Source organism: Rhizobium sp. GR12 (assembly GCF_036596185.1).
GTDB lineage: Bacteria > Pseudomonadota > Alphaproteobacteria > Rhizobiales > Rhizobiaceae > Agrobacterium > Agrobacterium nepotum.
Genome location: NZ_JASXTH010000012.1, coordinates 119,318 through 138,473 on the forward strand (window position 1 = coordinate 119,318; position 19,156 = coordinate 138,473).

General features: G+C 60.5%; 16 protein-coding genes. 7 read left to right on the forward strand and 9 right to left on the reverse strand.

Features of this window, described 5'->3' with window-relative positions; genetic code table 11:
- Positions 1-85: 85 nt before the first annotated feature.
- The 6 genes from QSK43_RS20690 to QSK43_RS20715 form a co-directional block, all read right to left on the reverse strand.
- On the reverse strand, positions 86-1,171 hold the full coding sequence (locus QSK43_RS20690) for an ABC transporter ATP-binding protein (protein WP_332305048.1): 1,086 nt from the start codon (positions 1,169-1,171) through the stop codon (positions 86-88).
- Positions 1,168-1,995 (reverse strand): carbohydrate ABC transporter permease, encoded by an 828-nt coding sequence (locus QSK43_RS20695; RefSeq protein ID WP_332305049.1) that lies wholly within the window; start codon positions 1,993-1,995, stop codon positions 1,168-1,170. The genes QSK43_RS20690 and QSK43_RS20695 overlap by 4 nt, the downstream gene beginning before the upstream one ends.
- Positions 1,992-2,894 (reverse strand): carbohydrate ABC transporter permease, encoded by a 903-nt coding sequence (locus QSK43_RS20700; RefSeq protein ID WP_045019971.1) that lies wholly within the window; start codon positions 2,892-2,894, stop codon positions 1,992-1,994. Before QSK43_RS20700 ends, QSK43_RS20695 begins: the two co-directional genes overlap by 4 nt.
- Before the next feature lie 116 nt (positions 2,895-3,010).
- On the reverse strand, positions 3,011-4,243 hold the full coding sequence (locus tag QSK43_RS20705; protein WP_045020208.1) for an ABC transporter substrate-binding protein: 1,233 nt from the start codon (positions 4,241-4,243) through the stop codon (positions 3,011-3,013).
- Between the two features lie 69 nt (positions 4,244-4,312).
- Positions 4,313-5,215 carry a sugar phosphate isomerase/epimerase family protein gene (locus tag QSK43_RS20710; protein ID WP_332305050.1) on the reverse strand — a complete coding sequence of 301 codons (903 nt, stop codon included), beginning with the start codon at positions 5,213-5,215 and terminating at the stop codon, positions 4,313-4,315.
- A gap of 12 nt (positions 5,216-5,227) precedes the next feature.
- A complete protein-coding gene (locus QSK43_RS20715) occupies positions 5,228-6,262 on the reverse strand; it encodes a Gfo/Idh/MocA family protein (RefSeq protein ID WP_332305051.1) in 1,035 nt (344 codons plus the stop codon).
- 140 nt (positions 6,263-6,402) lie between these two features.
- Here QSK43_RS20715 and QSK43_RS20720 point away from each other — a divergent pair, with 140 nt between their 5' ends.
- Positions 6,403-7,470 (forward strand): LacI family DNA-binding transcriptional regulator, encoded by a 1,068-nt coding sequence (locus QSK43_RS20720; protein WP_332305052.1) that lies wholly within the window; start codon positions 6,403-6,405, stop codon positions 7,468-7,470.
- Here the strand turns inward: QSK43_RS20720 and QSK43_RS20725 are convergent.
- Together QSK43_RS20725 and QSK43_RS20730 are read right to left on the reverse strand one after the other, a co-directional pair.
- The gene (locus tag QSK43_RS20725) at positions 7,458-8,336 is read right to left on the reverse strand and encodes a hypothetical protein (RefSeq protein WP_332305099.1); all 879 of its coding nucleotides are present in this window, start codon (positions 8,334-8,336) and stop codon (positions 7,458-7,460) included. The two genes, QSK43_RS20720 and QSK43_RS20725, sit on opposite strands and share 13 nt — an antisense overlap.
- Before the next feature lie 123 nt (positions 8,337-8,459).
- Positions 8,460-9,506, reverse strand: a complete 1,047-nt coding sequence (locus QSK43_RS20730; protein ID WP_332305053.1) for a GlxA family transcriptional regulator — start codon at positions 9,504-9,506, stop codon at positions 8,460-8,462.
- 86 nt (positions 9,507-9,592) lie between these two features.
- Between QSK43_RS20730 and QSK43_RS20735 the strand changes: the two genes are divergently transcribed.
- From QSK43_RS20735 to purU, 6 genes are all read left to right on the forward strand, one after another.
- Positions 9,593-10,846, forward strand: coding sequence for a sarcosine oxidase subunit beta family protein (locus QSK43_RS20735; RefSeq protein WP_332305054.1), 1,254 nt, complete (start codon positions 9,593-9,595; stop codon positions 10,844-10,846).
- Between the two features lie 11 nt (positions 10,847-10,857).
- Positions 10,858-11,175, forward strand: a complete 318-nt coding sequence (locus tag QSK43_RS20740) for a sarcosine oxidase subunit delta (protein ID WP_332305055.1) — start codon at positions 10,858-10,860, stop codon at positions 11,173-11,175.
- Entirely contained in the window at positions 11,172-14,162 is a 2,991-nt protein-coding gene (locus QSK43_RS20745; RefSeq protein ID WP_332305056.1) for a sarcosine oxidase subunit alpha, read from the forward strand. Before QSK43_RS20740 ends, QSK43_RS20745 begins: the two co-directional genes overlap by 4 nt.
- A gap of 13 nt (positions 14,163-14,175) precedes the next feature.
- Positions 14,176-14,730 carry a sarcosine oxidase subunit gamma gene (locus tag QSK43_RS20750; RefSeq protein ID WP_332305057.1) on the forward strand — a complete coding sequence of 185 codons (555 nt, stop codon included), beginning with the start codon at positions 14,176-14,178 and terminating at the stop codon, positions 14,728-14,730.
- A gap of 17 nt (positions 14,731-14,747) precedes the next feature.
- Positions 14,748-16,016 (forward strand): serine hydroxymethyltransferase, encoded by a 1,269-nt coding sequence (gene glyA, locus QSK43_RS20755; protein WP_332305058.1) that lies wholly within the window; start codon positions 14,748-14,750, stop codon positions 16,014-16,016.
- Between the two features lie 104 nt (positions 16,017-16,120).
- Positions 16,121-16,990 (forward strand): formyltetrahydrofolate deformylase, encoded by an 870-nt coding sequence (purU, locus tag QSK43_RS20760; RefSeq protein ID WP_442967871.1) that lies wholly within the window; start codon positions 16,121-16,123, stop codon positions 16,988-16,990.
- A 235-nt stretch (positions 16,991-17,225) separates the two neighbouring features.
- Here purU and QSK43_RS20765 read toward each other — a convergent pair whose 3' ends face one another.
- On the reverse strand, positions 17,226-19,139 hold the full coding sequence (locus QSK43_RS20765) for a PhoX family protein (RefSeq protein ID WP_332305060.1): 1,914 nt from the start codon (positions 19,137-19,139) through the stop codon (positions 17,226-17,228).
- Positions 19,140-19,156: the final 17 nt, after the last annotated feature.

Genomic DNA, 19,156 nt, shown 5'->3' on the forward strand with positions numbered 1-19,156 from the left:
ATTTGATCGCCTGCGTCCGGCGGTGCAAGGGATCGGCGCTCCGGCCGTAAAACCGGCTCCGATCCGCGTGCCTGGTGTCTTCGGTTCACCGGCCTCCGAGACCGGCCCCCGTTTCTTCATCGAACAAATGCATGTCGGACGGGTTGATATCGAGGCCGATGACTTCACCGGCTCTGACCTCACTGCGTCCCTGTATCGCGATGACCACTTCGGTCGAGGTGCCGAGCGTGAGGAAGGTGGCCGAACCGGTCGTTTCCACTGCCGAAACGGGCAATGTCAGCGCCGCTCCGGTTGCTGTTACGGGCCGGATATGTTCCGGCCTGATGCCGACGATGACGCGTTTGCCGGGTGGCAATGAAGTCGGGCTTTTGATGGGCTGCTCCGGCTCGTTTTCGCCGAAACGCAGCTGAAGCGAAACGCCGTCCGCGCTGGCCGTCGCCGGAATGAAATTCATGGCCGGCGAACCGATGAAGCCTGCGACAAAACGATTGACGGGGCGGTCGTATAGTTCCAGCGGCGTACCCTGCTGCTCGATCACGCCGTCCCGCATGACGACGACGTGATCAGCCATCGTCATCGCCTCTATCTGGTCATGGGTGACATAGACCGAGGTGGCGTGCAGGCGGTCGTGGAGCGCGCGGATTTCCTTGCGCATATGCACGCGCAGCGCCGCATCGAGGTTGGAGAGCGGTTCGTCGAACAGGAATGCCTGCGGATTGCGAATGATCGCCCGGCTCATGGCAACGCGCTGACGCTGGCCGCCGGAAAGTTCGCGCGGGTATCGTTTCATCAGCTTTGAGAGGCCGGTTGTGACGGCAACGTCCTCCGCCGCCTTGCGGGCTTCCGCCTTAGCCACGCCGCGCATGCGCAGCGAATAGGTCAGGTTCTCCTCTACCGTCATATGGGGGTAGAGCGCGTAGGACTGGAACACCATCGCCACATCGCGCTTGCGCGGCGGCACGCCGTTCATCAGCGTGCCTGCAATGCGCATGTCGCCGCTCGATATGGTCTCCAGCCCCGCCAGCGAACGCAACAGGGTGGATTTTCCGCAGCCGGACGGGCCGACCAGGGCGACGAAGGTGCCTTTCTCTATCGAAAGATGGATGTCCTTCAGCGCGTGGAAGGCACCGTAATATTTGTTTACGCCGGAAAGTTCGATCTGAAGGGTCATTTTAGCGCTCCCGAGGTCAGGCCGGAAACGATGCGGCGCTGCAAGAGAATGAACAGGGCAAGAATGGGTGTCACATACATGGTCGCATAGGCCATGATGTTGTTCCATTCGCTGGTGTTGGGGCCCATGAAGGAATTGAGGCCGACGCTGGCAGGCTGTAGTTCAGCCGCTTGGATCATCGATTTCGAATAGACGAATTCCCCGAAAGCCTGCATGAAAATGAGGATGGCGCTGACGAGGATGCCGTTTCTGGCAAGTGGCAGCACGATGTTGAAGAAGGCGCCGACGCGGGAGTTACCATCCACCAGGGCTGCTTCTTCCAGTTCCTGCGGAACCGCCATGAAGGTTGCGCGCACCAGCACCACGAAGAAGGGCATGCTTTTCGCCGCAATGGCAAGGATGACCGACAGGCGGGGATAATCCAGCAGCCCCACTTGCGAGAAGCCGACGAAGATCGGCGTGATCATCAGGGATGCCGGCAGAACCTGCAGCATGAGGATGAGGAACAGGCCGATATCCACCCAGACGTTGCGATACCGCGCCAGCACATAGGCGCAGCCGACGCCGAGCACGGTAATCAGCGCCACCGCACTTGTGGCGATGAGCACCGAGTTCCAAAGATAACGCCCCATATTGCGGCTTTGCCACACATAGGCAAAGGTCTGCCATTGCGGATCGGCCGGCCAGAAGCCTGGCGGGTTGGCGAACATTTCTGAGCCGCTCTTGAGCGAAGTCAGGTACATCCAGTAGAGCGGAAAGAGATAGATGATGGCAAGCGCGATGGCGATCGCCAGCATCAACCGGTTGCGGGTCGCGATACTCATCCGCGCACCTCATGCCGTGTCGAGCGCACATAGACGACGGACGCCAGCATGACGAAAACGATCATGATGACGGAGATCGTCGCACCCCTGCCGAAATCATATTGCCGGAACGACAGATCCCAGGCCCAGTATTGCGCCACGTTTGAACTGTTGTTGGGTCCGCCATCGGTGATGGCGGCGAAAAGATCGAATTGCTGAAGCGTGAAAATCAGGCCGAGCGAAACGATCGCACCGATTGTGGAGCGCATCATCGGCAAGGTGATGGTGTAGAAGCGTTGCCAGGCACTGGCGCCGTCCAGTTCAGCCGCCTCGTAAAGATCGCCAGGAATGGAGGCGAGGCCAACCGAGAGAAGGATCATGTTGAACGAGGTGCCGAGCCAGATATTGGCGATAACGACGGCCCAGAGCGAAAAATTCGCGTCCGATCGCCAGAAGATGTTTGCGGAAATCATGCCGCTTTCGCGCAGGAAGAAGTTCAGCACGCCGAAATCGCCTGACAATATCCAGTTCCAGATTGCACCGACGACGAGCCCGGGCATGACCCAGGAGACGAGGAACAGCCCGCGCAGCCAGCTGGCGCCGGGGAAATTCACCCAGAAGAACAGCGCCAGGCCGAAACCGATGGCGAATTGCCCGGCAATGGAGGCGACAACGAAGGTGACGGTGTTGAACAGGATCGGCAGGGTTTCAGGCTGCCGGAACAGATCGACATAATTGCGGAAACCGACAAACGGGCGCACGAAGGTGCCCAGACTGAACATGTCGACTTCCTGAAAGCTCATGACGATGTTGTAGATGAGCGGCAGCCCCGCCATCACGAACAGGAAGCCCAAAGGAAAAGCGACGAGGATGAGGTCGAAACCACGACCGTCGCTGACGCTGGAAAACAGTTTTTTCATGAAACATCCTCTCAAGCTCCGATCGGGGCCGCCGCTGCATATCACAGCAAGCGGCCCCCCCGGGAGGAACCCCGTGGATGGGAGGCCGGATGAACCCGGCCTTCCGCCCAGATAGATCAGCCTTCGATCAGCTTTATCTTTTCAGCGGCCTGATCAAGCGCGGCCTTCGGTGTCATCTGACCCGACAAGGCGCCCTGGATGGCGTCCTGGATGGCCTTGGAAATCTTCGGCCATTCAGGCGAGGGACCGCGCGGCTGCGCATATTTGAGCTGCTCGATAAAGGTCTTGAGCGCCTCATCCTTCAGTGCATTGCCGGTGGGCGGAACCGGAATATCGGAACGTGCCGGCAACTGGCCGAAGTTCTTGAACATATCCTTGTCCTGCGAGGCGAAGAACTCGATCGCCTTGAAGGCCTCGGCCGGATGTTTGGTCTTGGAGAAGATCGCCCAGTTATAGTCGCCCATGGCCGAAGACCGCGGCGCATCCGGTGTCGGAACCGGCAGCAGCGTAACGCCCCAGTCGAACTTGGCGTCCTTCAGCATGCGGTCGATTTCCCATGGTCCGGAGATCGCCATGGCTGCGTTGCCGGCGTTGAAGGTGGCAGTGGAATCCCACTGGCTGCGCGTCAGCGTGTCCGGCGAGGCCAGTTTCTCGGTCAGCAGAAGCTTCCACGTATCAAGCGCCTTTACCGCGCCATCGGTATTGATGTTCTTGTAGGTGGCGCCGGCCATCTGCGCCCAGGGCAGGAACTGGAAGGTGCCTTCCTCGTTGGCCTTGGCGCTGAAGCTGATGCCGTAAACATTCTTGGCAGGGTTGGTGAGCTTGCGGGCAGCGTCCACCAGCTCCTCCCAGGTCTGCGGCGGTTTTGCCGCATCGAGACCGGCTGCCTTGAACAGGTCCTTGTTGTAGTAGAGGGCAATCGTATTCGTCGCTTTCGGAACGCCGAAATATTTGCCGTCCCAGGTCACGGATTTCAGCGGACCCGGAAAATAGTTTTCGGTCTTGATGACATCCGACTTGGCGATCATATCCGTCACGTCGAGAAAGGCGCCGCGTGCGGCGAACATGGCGTGGTTGGGATTGTCGATGGCGATGATGTCGGGTGCGTTGCCGGTCGAGTAGGCACGCATGGACTCGCTCACCACATCATCGAACTGCAATTGCCTATATTCGATCTTGATGCCGTTATTGAGCTTGTTGAACTCGTTAACGAGGTTCGGCGCCGGCTGGATATCCCTGTCCAGCGACCACAAGGTCAAGGTCACATCTTCCGCATGTGCCGTCATCGCACCGGCGGATACGCTCGCCAGAACAAGCGCACCGGCCATCATGCATTTCGCGATACCCATAATAATCTCCTCCTCTTGGTTATCGTCTCTGCAACTGCTGGAAGCCTTCTCCCAAAGGCTTCCGTTCTTTCAAGTGGGATCGACGACAAATTCGCCGCCCCGGCAATGTTTCAGATAGTTCAGGCCGTGCACCTGTCCCGTCATTTCCAGATCGTCGCGGTAGACCGGGTCATGCCAGCCTTCGATGTCGATCGAGCCGGACCAGCCGGCCAGACGCAGTTCCGATATAACGTCCGTCCAGTTGCTGTCGCCGAAGCCCGGCGTGCGCATGAAAACGAATTTTTCCTTGCCGAAAATACCGTGCTCGCGAATGACATCCCAGCGGATGGTCGCATCCTTGCCGTGCACATGGAAAATCTTGTCGGCCCATTTGCGGATCTGCGGAAGCGGATCGATGAGATAGACCATCTGGTGGCAGGGCTCCCACTCGATACCGATATTGTCATCCGGCGTTTCGTTGAACATCAGTTCCCACGCGTCGGGATTATGGGCGATGTTCCAGTCGCCGGTCTGCCAGTTGCCGTCCATGGCGCAATTTTCAAAAGCGATCTTCACGCCCTTGTCCGCTGCCCTCTTGGCAAGCTCGCTCCAGATTTCCTTATAACGGGGCAGGCTCTCGGGCAGCGGCTTTCCGCGCAGCCGGCCGGTGAAACCCGCAACGCAGGTTGCGCCGAAATGATGGGCGTTGTCGATGCAGTCTTTCCAGCCCTGCAACGTCTGGAGGTCGATCTCGGTCTCCTCCAGCGGGTTGCCGAACATGCCGAGCGTGCCGATGGTGATGTCGCGGTCGCCGATCGCGTCAAGGCAGCGCTTGCCGAGATCGGCAAGGTCCTGACCGTTGGTCGTCTGCCAGAAGAACGGTTCGAAGCTTTCGAAACCGAGATCGGCTATCTGCCCGATGCGTTCAGCCGCCTGCCCTTTGGTGGCGCTGACCATGGTGCCGATGCGGATGGATTTTGCCGGATTGCTCACGTCTGTCGGTCCTTATGCTGCGATGGAAACACGCTGGCCGATGCGGGCGCTTTCGATCGCGCCGATTACCATGGCCAGGCTGTTGATGTTGTCGAATGAGGCCGTTTCCGGCATCTCGCCGGTGCGGATGGATTGAAGAAACGAGAGTATGACGCTGGTGTGCCCGTGCGTATCCTTCTCGGAAATACTATCGGAAACGTTTACGGTCTTGAATCCACGCAGAAGACCGGGCTCTTCGCCGGCCACGGAAGCCGAAAAATTGTCTTCCCCGTCCCAGAGGATCATGCCCTTGGAGCCGATCAGCCGCCAGCGGGCTTCCCAGCTGGTTCTTTCGCCTTCCGCGCACCAGGAGCCGCGATAGGTGAAGATTACATCGTTGGAAAATTCGAATATGGCATTGGCGCTTGCTCCGTGTGCGTACCAGGAGCCGGCCGGATTTTTCTCCACGCAATATACGGAGAGAGGCTTTTCATCGGCAACGAAACGCGCCGCATCGAAGGTGTGGATCGCCATGTCGAGAAGGAGAACGTTCTTCATCTCCTCGCGGAAGCCGCCAAAATGGGGGCCTAAGAAAAAATCGCAATGAACGGCTGTCAAATCGCCAATGACGCCATCTTCCACGGCACGGCGCAACCGTCTGATGCCGGAGATAAAGCGCCGGTTTTGCACCACGGCATGAATCTTACCGGCTTTTTTCGCCAGTTCCACCAGTGTTGCAGCCTCTTCCATCGATGCGGCAAGCGGCTTTTCGCTAAGCACATGGCACCCGGCTTCAAGACCCGCTGCGACAACGGCGAACCGTGCCTGCGGAATGACGATATCGAACAGGATGTCGGCTTTCGTCCGTGCGAGAACGTCGCGAAGATCGGTGCCGGTGATGACATCGGTGAGGGCGAATTCTTCGGCAAGCGCGCGTGCCGTGTCTTCGTTCAGATCGACCAGGCCGACGATCTTGATCGCGCCAAAAATCTCCGGCGTCGAATGAATGGCGCGCAGCCAGCCTTTGGCCATCGCTCCGCATCCGCATAAAACGGCATTGTATATCATCTTCTCTCCCCGGTCTCTGGGCAAAACTCCTCTTTGCGCAGAGCGTCGTAAACGTTTACGACACTAGGCTGAGCATGTTAGATATGTCAATACCGTTATCGGGGACGCAGATTGCGTACCCGGCTCAGGAGGGGGAGTGCATGAAAGGAATTCGTCAGCTTGCCGATTATCTGGAGATATCGATAGGCACCGTTTCCCGTGCCTTGAACGGTAAGCCAGACGTTAACGAGGAAACACGGCGGCGCGTTCTGGAAGCGGCGGAAAAGCTTGGATATGTCGCCAACCAGTCCGGCCGCAGCCTCCGGCAGGGGACCACCAACGTTATCGGCCTGATGACTGGCAGCGACGCGCAGACGGTGGAAAACTCCGACAACTTCTTCATGGGGGTGACGGATGGTTTGCAAAGCGTGTTTTCCGCTCACAATCTTGATCTCATCGTTCTGCCATGCCCAGGCGATGAAGACCCGGACGAATATCTCAAGCGCATGGTGGCGCGCCGCATAGTGGATGCGATGATCATTTCTTCGACCCGCCGTGTCGACAAGCGTATCGATTTCTTAAAACAGACCCGCTTGCCTTTCGTCACGCTCGGTCGCACTTCCTCCAGCGCCGACCATGCCTGGATCGATCTCGACTTCGAAGAGGTTGCGCACAGCGCTGTCAACCGGCTCGCGGCCGCCGGCCATCGCACCATTGCGGTTGCCGCACCCGATAGCGATGTCAATCTCGGTTATGTTTTCATGGAAGGATACAGGCGCGGACTGGAGGAGAACGGCATCGTTTACGATCCGTCTCTGGTCATCCGGGCGAAATCGAGCGAGCAGGGCGGATATCACGCCGCCAGCGAATGGCTGCAGATGCGGCCCCGGCCAACCGCGCTTGTGCTGATCTATGAAATGATGGCGCTCGGCCTTTATCGCCGTCTGGCGGAAGTCGGTCTGAAACCGGGGCGGGATCTCGCGGTTATCGGTTTTCGCGATGGTCCGCGTGGCCAGTTTCTGGAGCCGAGATTGACCAGTTTCCGCATGTCCCTGCATGATCTCGGCGTGACGGTCGCCCAGACCCTTCTATCGACCATGCCGGCTTATGCGCCGTTTTACCCCGATCAGGCGCGCGATTGCATCTGGCCCATGCAGCTTGTGCCGGGAGAGAGCGACCCGGCACCCGCGATAGCCGCAAGCTTCCCCGCGGGGCGTCAAAGCTTATAGTCTTGGATGGTCGCGACACCGAACGGATTGAATTTATACTGGTCTTCCTCGTACCGCGTGTCATCGGACAAGTCGGCATGACGATCCTTCAAGGCCGTTTCAACGCCTTCACGGGTCATTTGATCGGCGATATCATCGATCAGCGCGGCGATCTTCAGCTGCTCGGTGTTGTTTGAGGGCTGCTCTTCATCTTTTCGGATAAAATGTACCTCCACGTCGGGCAACCCGACCAGATGAAAGCCGACGCTCCCCATCCCGTCGGAATCGCCGCCGATGGGGCGCCGTGCGAAAGAGAGACGGCAGGTTCTGGCGAATGCCAGTGCGTCGTTTGCGGCTGCGTCACGGCGCGATTGCTCGAAGAGTTCCTTCCACCGCTGCACGCCATGGGCAACGCCTGCACTTTCACCCTTTACGGCGACTGCGCCGTTATCGAGCATGTACTGCACGAACATCAGGGCTTTCCCGCATGTCGCCACGGCCGTTTCCGTCGCCATTGACGGACCAAGCACATAAAGAACCGAGCCGTGTCCGGCGACTGCCTCCTCGTCACTCTCCTGATAGGCGTTCGGGTCGACACGATCCCAGCAGACATTGAAAGACCGTTCCATCCGGTCGTCCGGCTCATCCTGCGAATAATCCTCGTCGAGGCTGAAATCGGCCGCAAATTTATCGATAGCGGCGCGAGCGCTCTGTTGCAGCGCCGCCAGACCATTTTCCGGGCCGAGAAAACAAAGGACATGGCGGGGTCTGTATTCGGAGCGGGATTCGGCAACTGCCGGGAGGTTATTCGCAGCCTTGCCGACGGACGGCCTTCCCAGCACAAGACCACCTAAAAGCGCGAGAACGCCACGACGCTCCGAATTCATCCCATGCCCCACGGTTTCCATCGACAGGATGAGGATATTTACACCGGGATGCGGAGTTCTGGCTATATCGCGTTCACTTAATTTTTGCGGCATCTGGCCTTTTGGTGGGCAAACAGAACGCACTCAGAGTTGAGGCAACAGCACGCCGACGGCGAACTCCTCGTCGGACGCCGAGTGGCCTATCTGCGTCTTGCGATATTCGCTGGGGCTGAAGCCGCGCTCGGCGCGGAGTGTGCGTGAAAAGTGTGGCGCGTCGCAAAAACCGGTGGCGAGCGCAATCTGGGTGATCGAGTCGCGCGTGGTGCGCAGAAGGGAAAGGGCGCGATCCAGCCGAAGCTCGAGATAGACCTTGGAGGGTGTCGCCTTGAGGTCTCCGAGAAAACGCCGTTCGAGGCTGCGGCGGCCAAGGCCGAGATCGCGCGCGAGTTCCAGCACGGTTCTCGGAACCTCGATGTTCTGCTGCATCCGCAGAATCGCCTTTCTAACCACGGGATCTGTTGCCGTTCTGGCACTCTGCTGGCCGGGCTGGGGCTTTTCGCCGCTCAGCGCACTGTCGATCATCATGATGTTGAGACTCTTGATGGCGGCCGACTGGCCGACATGGCGCTCCACAAGGAACGCCGCCAGATGCGCCGCGCCATGCCCGCCAGAACAGGTCAGGCGATTGCGGTCTATGACGAAAAGCTGGTCGGAGACCATTTGCTCGGCGTGGAAGCGGTCGAGAAAATCCTGATGGTGGAACCAGCTCACGCAGCAGCGATAACCGTCCAGCAGGCCCGCCTCATGCAGAATGAAAACGCCGGTACAGAGCCCGACGATGGGAATGCCGGCCGCCGCGCGGTCTTTCAGGAACCGCAGCGCCTCCGGCGACAGGGCGCTGTGGTCGCTGATCAATCCGCCGACAACCACGATATAGTCGTAATGCGTGGCGTCGATGAGCCTCGTATCCGGCTGGACCTTGACGCCGCAGCTCGATTGCACATTGCCGAGCGTCGCTGACAGCACCGACCATTCGCACAGAATCGGCCGGGAGCGATCGGCCTCGTCGGCGGCAAGGCGCAGGACATCGACAAAATTTGCGAAAGCCGACAGCGTGAACCGGTCGGCAAGCAGGAAGGCGACGCTGAGGCGTTTCTTGGCGCGTTGAGAGACCATGACGCAAATATTCATCCAAAGAGACGCGATTGTCCAGCCCGACCGGGATAAATGTCCGTAGGCTTTTGAATACCGAGATTTTCCAACCAGTAGGCCCGCTCATGACGCGTTTTAATGCCTTCAATCTATTGCGGAATGCCCTGACCGGCCACAAGAACTGGGAAGAGCAATGGCCCGACAGTCAGCCCAAGGCCGAATACGACGTGGTGATCGTTGGGGCGGGTGGCCACGGTCTTGGTGCTGCCTATTATCTGGCCAGCCAGCACGGCATCACCAATGTCGCGGTCATCGACAAGGGCTGGCTCGGCGGCGGCAATACGGGCCGCAACACCACGATCATCCGCTCCAACTATCTCTACGACGAAAGCGCCCGTCTTTACGACCACGCAGTCGATCTGTGGGAGAACCTGAGCCAGGAACTGAACTACAACGTCATGTATTCCCGGCGCGGCGTGCTGATGCTGGCGCATAATGTGCATGACGTGCAAAGCTTCAAGCGTCACATTCATTCCAACCGTTTGAACGGCGTCGACAATCGCTGGCTGACCGCTGAAGAGTGCAAGGAATATTGCCCACCTTTGAGCATTGCGCCGAATGCCCGCTATCCGGTGATGGGCGGTGCACTTCAGGAACGTGCCGGCACGGCGCGCCATGATGCCGTTGCCTGGGGTTATGCGCGCGGTGCCGCCGCCCGTGGCGTCGATATCATCCAGAACTGCCCGGTCACCGCCATTCGCCGCAACGCCGACGGTTCCGTCGCGGGCGTCGAGACGGCGAGGGGCTTCATCAAGGCGAAGAAGGTCGCAGTTTCGGCCGCCGGTCATACATCGGCGGTGATGGATACCGCAGGCGTTCGCCTGCCGCTCGAAAGCTATCCGCTGCAGGCTCTGGTGTCGGAACCGATCAAGCCGATCTTCCCCTGTGTGGTGATGTCGAATGCGGTCCATGCCTATATCAGCCAGTCCGACAAGGGCGAGCTGGTGATCGGTTCGGGCACGGACCAATACACCTCCTATTCTCAGCGCGGCGGCCTGCCGCTGATCGAGCATACGATCGCCGCCATCGTCGAGATTTTTCCGATCTTCAACCGCATGCGGATGTTGCGCAAATGGGGCGGCATCGTCGATGTCACGCCGGATCGCTCGGCCATTCTCGGCAAGACGCCGGTTGACGGGCTTTACGTCAATTGCGGTTGGGGCACGGGCGGCTTCAAGGCCACGCCGGGCGCTGCCCACACCTTCGCCTGGACCATTGCCAAGAACGAACCGCACCCGATCAACGCGCCGTTCACGCTGGAGCGTTTCCGCTCCGGCCGCCTGATCGACGAGGCAGCCGCCGCTGCCGTGGCGCACTGAGGAGCTAACCCATGCTGCTGATCCGTTGCCCCTATTGCCACGAAACGCTGCCCGAGGCCGAGTTCACCTATGCCGGGCAGGCCCACATCACCCGTGTGGCTGATCCGTCGTCGCAGACCGATGCGCAGTGGGAGGAGTTCCTGTTCATCCGGGAAAACGCCAAGGGACCGCATTTCGAACGCTGGCGGCACCTGCATGGCTGCGGCCGCTTCTTCAACGCCGTGCGCGACACGGTGAGTGACCGTTTCCTGACGACCTACCGGGCGGGCGAACCTCGCCCTGAGCTTGCCTCCCTTTCCAATATTGCCAGCTCCGAGGTGTCGAAATGAACTCCTATCGCGTTTCCGGCCGTGGCCGGGTGGATGTCGCCCAGCCGGTGATCTTTACCTTCGATGGCAAGATCTATCGCGGCGTAAAGGGCGATACCGTCGCTTCCGCACTTCTGGCCAACGGCGTACATCTGATGGGCCGCTCGTTCAAATACCACCGCCCGCGCGGCCCTGTAGCGGCGGGTTCCGAGGAGCCGAATGCGCTGATCGGCACCCGTCGCGGTTCCGGCCGCTTCGAGCCGAACACCCGCGCCACAGTGCAGGAAATCTGGAACGGGCTGGAAACCAACTCGCAGAATAAATATCCGAGCCTGAAATTCGACGTGGGCGCGGTCAACGACATGGCCTACATGCTGTTTTCGGCCGGCTTCTACTACAAGACCTTCATGTGGCCGAAGAGCTTCTGGAACAAGGTCTATGAGCCCTTCATCCGCGCGGCGGCGGGTCTCGGCGTTTCGCCAACCGAAGAAGACCCCGATACCTATGCCTCGCGCAACCTGCATTGCGATGTGCTGATCGTCGGCGCCGGTCCTGCAGGTCTTAGCGCAGCGCGCGCGGCGGCGGTCGATGGCCTCAAGGTCGTTCTGGTTGATGAAAATGCAGAAGCCGGCGGCACATTATTGTCCGAACCGCAGGCGCAGATCGACGGCCAGCCGGCATGGAACTGGCTTGCGTACGAGTTGAAGGCGCTGAAGGATCTCGGCGTCAGGATCATGACCCGCACGACGGCGATTGCCTATTACCACCAGAACATGATCGGCCTCTGCGAAAAGCTGACGGACCATCTCGAAACGCTGCCGCAGGATGTGCCGCGCGAACGCCTGTGGCGGGTCCGTGCGCGCCATGTGGTGCTGGCGCAGGGCGCGCTCGAAAAACCGCTGGTCTTCCATGGCAACGACCGGCCGGGCGTGATGCTGGCCGGCTCCGCCCAGACCTATCTGAACCGCTATGGCGTCAGGGTCGGCAACAGTCCGGTGGTGGTGACGAGCCATGACAGTGCATGGTACGCGGCGTTCGATCTGCACAGCGCAGGCGCTCGGGTTCAGGCGATTGTCGATACCCGCACTCAGGTGCGGGAAGAACTGGTGAACGAAGCCCGCGCGCTCGGCATTCCCGCGCGGCTGTCGCACACGGTCACGGCGACCTCGGGGCGGCTACGTGTCAAATCGATCCGCGTTAACCCGGTTAACGGATCCACGGTCGGTGTGGGGCAGGAAATCGCCTGTGACGCGGTGCTGATGTCTGGCGGCTGGACGCCGTCCCTGCATCTGTTTTCCCACACGCAGGGCAAGATTGCCTGGGATGACGAACGGACCACCTTCCTGCCGGCCACGACCAATGAGGATTGCGCCATTGCCGGTGCCGGGCGCGGGCTTTGGGGCATTGCGGCGGCGCTGAAAGATGGTGCCGAGCAAGGCCGGAAGATCGCTGCGGCGCTCGGCAAGTCGGGCGATGTCAGCAATTATTCGGTGGAGCACGACCGCACCGGTAGCGGCGTATCGCTGACGGAACTGCCCAGCGACCGCGATGCCGGCAAGGCCAAGTCTTTCGTCGATTACCAGAACGACGTGACCGCCAAGGATCTGCGGCTGGCCGTGCGCGAGGGCATGCGCTCGATCGAGCACGTCAAGCGCTACACCACCAGCGGCATGGCGACCGATCAGGGCAAGATGTCCAACATCAACGGCCTCAACATCGCGGCAGAGGCGCTCGGCAAGCGCCAGCCGGAAGTGGGTCTGACCACCTTCCGGCCACCCTATACGCCGACGACATTCGGGGCCTTCGCCGGTTATCATCGCGGCCAGCATTTCGAGGCGACCCGCAAGACGCAGATCGACCCGTGGGCGGAAGTGCATGGCGCGGTTTACGAGCCGGTCGGCCAATGGCGTCGCGCCTGGTATTTCCCCAAACCGGGCGAGGATATGGACGCCGCCGTCGGTCGCGAATGCCGCGCGGTGCGGGAAAGCCTCGGCATGTTCGACGCTTCGACGCTCGGCAAGATCGAGGTCGTCGGTCCCGATGCGGTCGAGTTCATGAACCGCATATACACCAACCCATGGTCGAAGCTTGCGCCGGGCCGCTGCCGCTACGGCCTGTTGCTGGGCGATGACGGTTTCATCCGCGACGACGGCGTCATCGGCCGCATGACCGAGGATCGCTTCCACGTGACCACCACCACCGGCGGTGCCGCGCGGGTGATGAACATGATGGAGGATTACCTCCAGACCGAGTGGCCCGATCTCAACGTCTGGCTGACCTCCACCACGGAGCAATGGTCGACCATTGCGCTCAACGGCCCGAATGCGGCAAAGCTGCTCGCGCCGCTGGTCGAAGGCATCGAGCTGACGGAAGAGGCTTTCCCGCACATGTCCTGCGCGGAATGCACGGTGGCCGGAATACCGGCGCGGCTGTTCCGGGTCTCGTTCACCGGCGAGATCGGTTTCGAGGTCAACGTACCGGCCCCGCTTGGCTACAAACTCTGGGAAACCCTGTGGGAAGCCGGCCAGCAATACGGCATCACGCCCTACGGGACCGAGACCATGCACGTGCTGCGCGCCGAAAAGGGTTACATCATCGTCGGTCAGGACACCGACGGCACTGTCACGCCCTATGATGCCGCGATGGGCTGGGCCGTGGGCAAGACCAAGCCGGATTTCGTCGGCAAGCGCGGTCTGGCGCGTCCAGATCTCGTCGCCAAGGGCCGCAGGCATCTCGTTGGCCTTCTGACGGAGGATCGTTCGAAGCTGGAAGAGGGGGCGCAGATCGTCTTTGATCCGAAACAGCCGATCCCGATGAAGATGGTCGGCCATGTCACCTCGTCCTACCATTCGGACGCGGCCGGCCAGCCGATTGCGCTGGCGCTGGTCGAAGGCGGCCACGAGCGGATGGGCGAGACCGTCTACATTCCTATGCCAGAGCGTACCATTGCCGCGAAAATCACCGGCATGGTGTTTGTCGATCCCGAAAACACCCGCCTGAAAATCTGACCCGGAGATGAAAATGAATATGCGCGTTTCCTCCCCCGCTTCCGGGATTCTGGCCGAAAGCAAAGCCGCCCGGGTCAGCATCGTGTCCGCGCAAGGGCGCCTCGCGCTGCGTGCGCGCGGCGATCTGGCACCGCTGAACGCCGCCCTCGGTCTCACCTTGCCGGACCGGATCGGCAACCGTGCCTCTGCTGGCGAAACTGAGGCCGTGTGCCTCGGTCCGGACGAATGGACGATCCTTACGCCTGTCGGTGACGTCGACAGACTGATCGCGGCCTGCGCGGGCGTTTATGCCGGCCACCCGCACAGCCTTGCCGATATTTCCGGGCGGGAGGTGACGTTTCAGATTGAGGGGCCGCAGGCCAGCGAACTTTTGACGCTCGGCTGCGCCCGCGACATCGACACCATTCCGGTTGGGCAAGCGCGCCGAACGATTTTCGACGGCGTGACCGTAGTGCTGTGGCGCGATGCGCCTGACCGGTTCCGCATGGATATCTGGAACAGTTTCGCGCCGCATCTTGGCCATTTGCTTGAAACCGGCTGCAAGGAACTTGCCGCCGAAACCGCCTGATCCTGGAGGAGAAAACAATGCTCAACCGTCTGTCACACAATGCCGTTTCCGATACGGTGATTGCCGATGCCATCGCCGAGGAACTCGACCGTCAGAAGACCCAGATCGAACTGATCGCTTCGGAGAACATCGTTTCCAACGATGTTCTTATCGCTCAAGGCTCGGTGCTGACCAACAAATATGCCGAGGGTTATCCGGGCAAGCGTTATTACGGCGGCTGCGAATTCGTCGACAAGGTCGAGCAGGTCGCCATCGACCGTCTGAAGCAGGTCTTCGGCGCGGAATTTGCCAATGTGCAGCCGCATTCGGGCGCGCAGGCCAATCAGGCGGTGTTTCTGGCGCTTCTTCAGCCCGGCGACCGTATCATGGGGCTTTCCCTGGCCCATGGCGGCCACCTGACCCACGGCTCGCCGGTGACCATGTCGGGCAAGTGGTTCGATGTCGTCTCCTATGAGGTCGATGCCGAGACGCATCTGATCGATATGGAAAAGGTGCGTGCAAAGGCACTGGAAACGAAGCCGAAGCTGATTATCGCAGGTGCCTCGGCCTATCCGCGCCAGATCGATTTCGTCGGTTTCCGCAAAATCGCCGACGAGGTAGGCGCCTGGCTGATGGTCGACATGGCCCACTATGCCGGTCTGATCGCCGGCGGCAAATATCCGAACCCGGTGCCGCATGCCCACGTCGTCACCTCCACCACCCACAAAACCCTGCGCGGCCCGCGTGGCGGCTTTATCCTGACCAATGACGCGGATCTGGCGAAAAAGCTGAACTCGGCCGTTTTCCCCGGCAATCAGGGCGGCCCGCTCATGCATGTCATCGCCGCCAAGGCCGTTGCCTTCGGTGAAGCGCTGCGCCCGGATTTTGCCGATTACGCCGGTCAGGTCATTGCCAACGCACGGGCTCTGGCCAAAGTGCTGGCGGATGGTGGTCTGGGGATCGTTTCGGGCGGCACCGACAGCCACATGGTTCTGGTCGATCTGCGTCCGAAGGGCGTGACCGGCAAGGTGACCGAAATCGCACTGGAGCGGGCGGGCCTTACCTGCAACAAGAACTCCATTCCCAACGATCCTGAAAAGCCCTTCGTCACCTCGGGCGTCCGGCTCGGCAGCTCGGCCGGCACCACGCGCGGTTTCGGTGAAGCCGAATTCGAGAAGATCGGTACGCTGATCCTGCGTGTCATCGACGCGCTTGCCGTCAACGCCGAAGGCGACGCCGCAGTCGAGGCGGAGGTGCGGGCCGAGGTTGCAGCACTTTGCGACGCTTTTCCGATTTACGGCGCGTAACACGCCATTATCGGTCTCGTTAGCCATGATCGGGCAGGGCGGCATCGCCGCCAATCTGCCCGACGCTGATCCATCAAAGGGAGCAGGATTTGAGCAGCTATGTCATGAAAGTCTCGTGCCCGGCACGCAGCGGCATTGTTGCCGCAGTATCCGGATATCTCGCGCGGTCGGGTTGCAACATCAACGACAGTTCGCAATTCACCGATCTGCAGACGGGCCGCTTCTTCATGCGGCTGAGCTTCGTCTCGGAAGAGGGGCTGGAGCCCGCTGCTCTGGTTGCCGGGTTCGCTTCCACCGCCGCCGACTTCGACATGGAATACGACATCCACGATCTCTCGCGGAAAACGAAAGTCGTGATCATGGTGTCACGCTTCGGCCATTGTCTGAACGATCTGCTGTATCGCTCCCACATCGGTGCGCTGCCCGTTGAGATCGTCGCGGTAATTTCCAATCACCTCGAATACCAGAAGCAGGTAGTGAACGAGGATATTCCCTTTCACCACATCCGTGTCACGCCGGAGACGAAACCGGAGGCCGAGGCGGCCATCCTGCAGGTGGTGCGCGATGCAGGCGCGGAACTCGTCGTGCTGGCGCGTTACATGCAGGTTCTGTCGGACCGGCTCTGCCAGGAAATGTCCGGCCGTATCATCAACATCCATCACTCCTTCCTGCCTTCCTTCAAGGGTGCCAACCCTTACAAGCAGGCCTATGAGCGCGGCGTGCGGCTGATCGGCGCGACCGCCCACTACGTCACCGCCGATCTTGATGAAGGCCCGATTATCGAGCAGGACACGATCCGCGTCACCCATGCCCAGAGCGGTATGGATTATGTGAGCCTTGGGCGCGACGTTGAAAGCCAGGTTCTTGCACGCGCCATTCATGCCCATATTCACCACCGGGTCTTCCTCAACGGAAACCGGACCGTGGTGTTTCCCGCTTCGCCGGGAGAATATGTGTCCGAGCGGATGGGTTAAGGTTAGGTCGCGATTGCGGGTATCACAACCGATCCGGTGAAGAGATGGTGTAGAATTCGGCCCTGTGATTGATAATCTCCGGTGGCGCGATGCGGCACTTCCGCGATACCGGAAAACGAAGTCTCGACATGGCCTGTTACGCAAAACGCCGTGCACCCCTTCAGGCGCACGGCGCTCTCAATCGTGAAACCGAATTGCCGTTATGCCGCAACCCGGTTCCGTTTGTGCCGATACGTCAGCCGATCTGCGCGTTGTCGTCACGCTTGATGGCGATGAGGGCGGAGCGCGGCAGCTTGCCCTCGCCGTCCGGGAAGGGGGCGTCGGGGTGCTGGATGCCGACGAAGTGGGTGCGCTTGTCGCCGGACCATGTCTGGCCGGTAACTTCGGAGCCCTTCGGCGCGGTCAGGAAGCGCTCGATACGGCCGGTGGCCGGATCGCCTGCCAGCATCTGGTTGTTGCCCTGGCCGGCGAAGTTGCCTTCATTGCTGTCTTCGCCGTCGGTCTGGATCCAGAGGAGACCGGTACTGTCGAACATCATGCCATCAGGCGAGTTGAACATGTTGCCTTCGTTGATGTTTGCGGAGCCGGCGAAGGCGTCCTTGTGAACGGAAGGATTGCCTGCCATGCAGAACAGGTCCCACTTGAATTTGCCGTCCGCATGGTCGTCGTTTTCCGGATACCAGCGCACGATTTGGCCGTATTCGTTCTTCTCGCGCGGGTTGGCGGCATTGATGGCCATGGCGTCACCGCCGGCATTGGCGCGCAGCTTGCCGTCCTTGACTTCGCCGCGACGGCTATTGTTGGTCAGCGCACAATAGGCCTCGATGGCGACGGGATTGATGGCGACCCATTCCGGGCGGTCCATCGTCGTTGCACCCACCTTGGAAGCCGCCTGACGGGTGAAGACGTAGATCTCGTCGATCTTCATGCCCGTGGTTTCAGGCGTCAGAGCCAGCCATTCACCGGCGCCGTCGTCCGAGAACTTCGCAACGTGGAGCGTGCCTTCGTCGAGCAGCTTCGAGGTGTCGCCACCTGGAACATAGATGCCGTTGGAGACGAATTTGTAGAGGAATTCGCCACGCTCGTCGTCACCCATGTAAACGACCACGCGGCCGTCACGGGCCACCACCACTGCGGCGTTTTCGTGCTTGATGCGGCCAAGTGCGGTGCGCTTGATCGGGGTGGAGGAGGCGTCTGAAGGGTCGATCTCGACCACATAACCTGCGCGGCGCGGCTCGTTCGGGTTCTTGGCGACGTCGAAGCGTTCGTCGAACTTCTCATAGGCGTAACGGGTCTCGGCGACGATGCCGTAGCGCTTGTAGTCATCCGGCAGCTTGAAGGCGGCGTCGGTGGTTCCGAAATAGCCGTTGAAGTTTTCTTCACAGGTGAGGTAGGTGCCCCACGGCGTGCGGCCGGCGCCGCAATTGTTGAAAGTCCCGAGACAGTCGATGCCCTTTGGGTCTGCGGCGGTCTTGACGAGGTCGGAGCCTGCGGCCGGGCCGGAAAGCCTCATCGGCGTGTTGTGATGGATGCGGCGGTTGAACGGGCTGTCGAGAACGATTTTCCAGCCTTCGGTGCCTTCCGCGACTTCCATGACGGTGACGCCCTGCATGTTCTGCAGGATCTTCACGTCTTCGGCCGTCTTCGGATTGCCCTTTTCCGTGTGCGGCAGGTTGATTTCCGGGTTCACATATTCGTGGTTGACGGCGATCAGCTGGTGGCCGCCAACCATGAACAGTTCCATGCCATCGGTGTTTTCGCCGAAGACCTTGTCGGAATTTTCAACGCTGACGCCCTTGGCGGGGTCAAGATCGGGAACGTTGGAGAAAAGCGGCTGACCCCATTTGGCCACCGGTTTCCAGCTGTAGCCTTCCGGCACATGGATGGTGTGGTCGGTCGCGGCAGCAACCGGCTTGAAGGGGAAGCGGCCGGCGGCGGCTTCCTGCGCCTCAGCCGAAGTGCTGGTCATCAGGTTGCCGAGCGTGCCCAGGGCTGCTGCAGCCGAGCCGAAGGCAAGCACGCCGCCGAGAAAGCCGCGTCGGGAAATGGCGGCTTCGACCACACGGTCGAAATCGGTTTCGGCCGGCGGCGGGTTTTGCAACTCGTCCCACTCGTCCCAGGAAAGCTTGCTCGTATCGATGTCGGTCATATTTGTATCTCCACCGT

Excerpts from the sequence above, each read along its gene's own strand:
- QSK43_RS20690 (WP_332305048.1), bottom strand. The coding sequence starts at position 1,171 with ATGACCCTTCAGATCGAACTTTCCGGCGTAAACAAATATTACGGTGCC.
- QSK43_RS20695 (WP_332305049.1), bottom strand. The coding sequence starts at position 1,995 with ATGAGTATCGCGACCCGCAACCGGTTGATGCTGGCGATCGCCATCGCG.
- QSK43_RS20700 (WP_045019971.1), bottom strand. The coding sequence starts at position 2,894 with ATGAAAAAACTGTTTTCCAGCGTCAGCGACGGTCGTGGTTTCGACCTC.
- QSK43_RS20705 (WP_045020208.1), bottom strand. The coding sequence starts at position 4,243 with ATGGGTATCGCGAAATGCATGATGGCCGGTGCGCTTGTTCTGGCGAGC.
- QSK43_RS20715 (WP_332305051.1), bottom strand. The coding sequence starts at position 6,262 with ATGATATACAATGCCGTTTTATGCGGATGCGGAGCGATGGCCAAAGGC.
- QSK43_RS20720 (WP_332305052.1), top strand. The coding sequence starts at position 6,403 with ATGAAAGGAATTCGTCAGCTTGCCGATTATCTGGAGATATCGATAGGC.
- QSK43_RS20725 (WP_332305099.1), bottom strand. The coding sequence starts at position 8,336 with ATGAATTCGGAGCGTCGTGGCGTTCTCGCGCTTTTAGGTGGTCTTGTG.
- QSK43_RS20730 (WP_332305053.1), bottom strand. The coding sequence starts at position 9,506 with ATGAATATTTGCGTCATGGTCTCTCAACGCGCCAAGAAACGCCTCAGC.
- QSK43_RS20735 (WP_332305054.1), top strand. The coding sequence starts at position 9,593 with ATGACGCGTTTTAATGCCTTCAATCTATTGCGGAATGCCCTGACCGGC.
- QSK43_RS20740 (WP_332305055.1), top strand. The coding sequence starts at position 10,858 with ATGCTGCTGATCCGTTGCCCCTATTGCCACGAAACGCTGCCCGAGGCC.
- QSK43_RS20745 (WP_332305056.1), top strand. The coding sequence starts at position 11,172 with ATGAACTCCTATCGCGTTTCCGGCCGTGGCCGGGTGGATGTCGCCCAG.
- QSK43_RS20750 (WP_332305057.1), top strand. The coding sequence starts at position 14,176 with ATGAATATGCGCGTTTCCTCCCCCGCTTCCGGGATTCTGGCCGAAAGC.
- glyA (WP_332305058.1), top strand. The coding sequence starts at position 14,748 with ATGCTCAACCGTCTGTCACACAATGCCGTTTCCGATACGGTGATTGCC.
- purU (WP_442967871.1), top strand. The coding sequence starts at position 16,121 with ATGAAAGTCTCGTGCCCGGCACGCAGCGGCATTGTTGCCGCAGTATCC.
- QSK43_RS20765 (WP_332305060.1), bottom strand. The coding sequence starts at position 19,139 with ATGACCGACATCGATACGAGCAAGCTTTCCTGGGACGAGTGGGACGAG.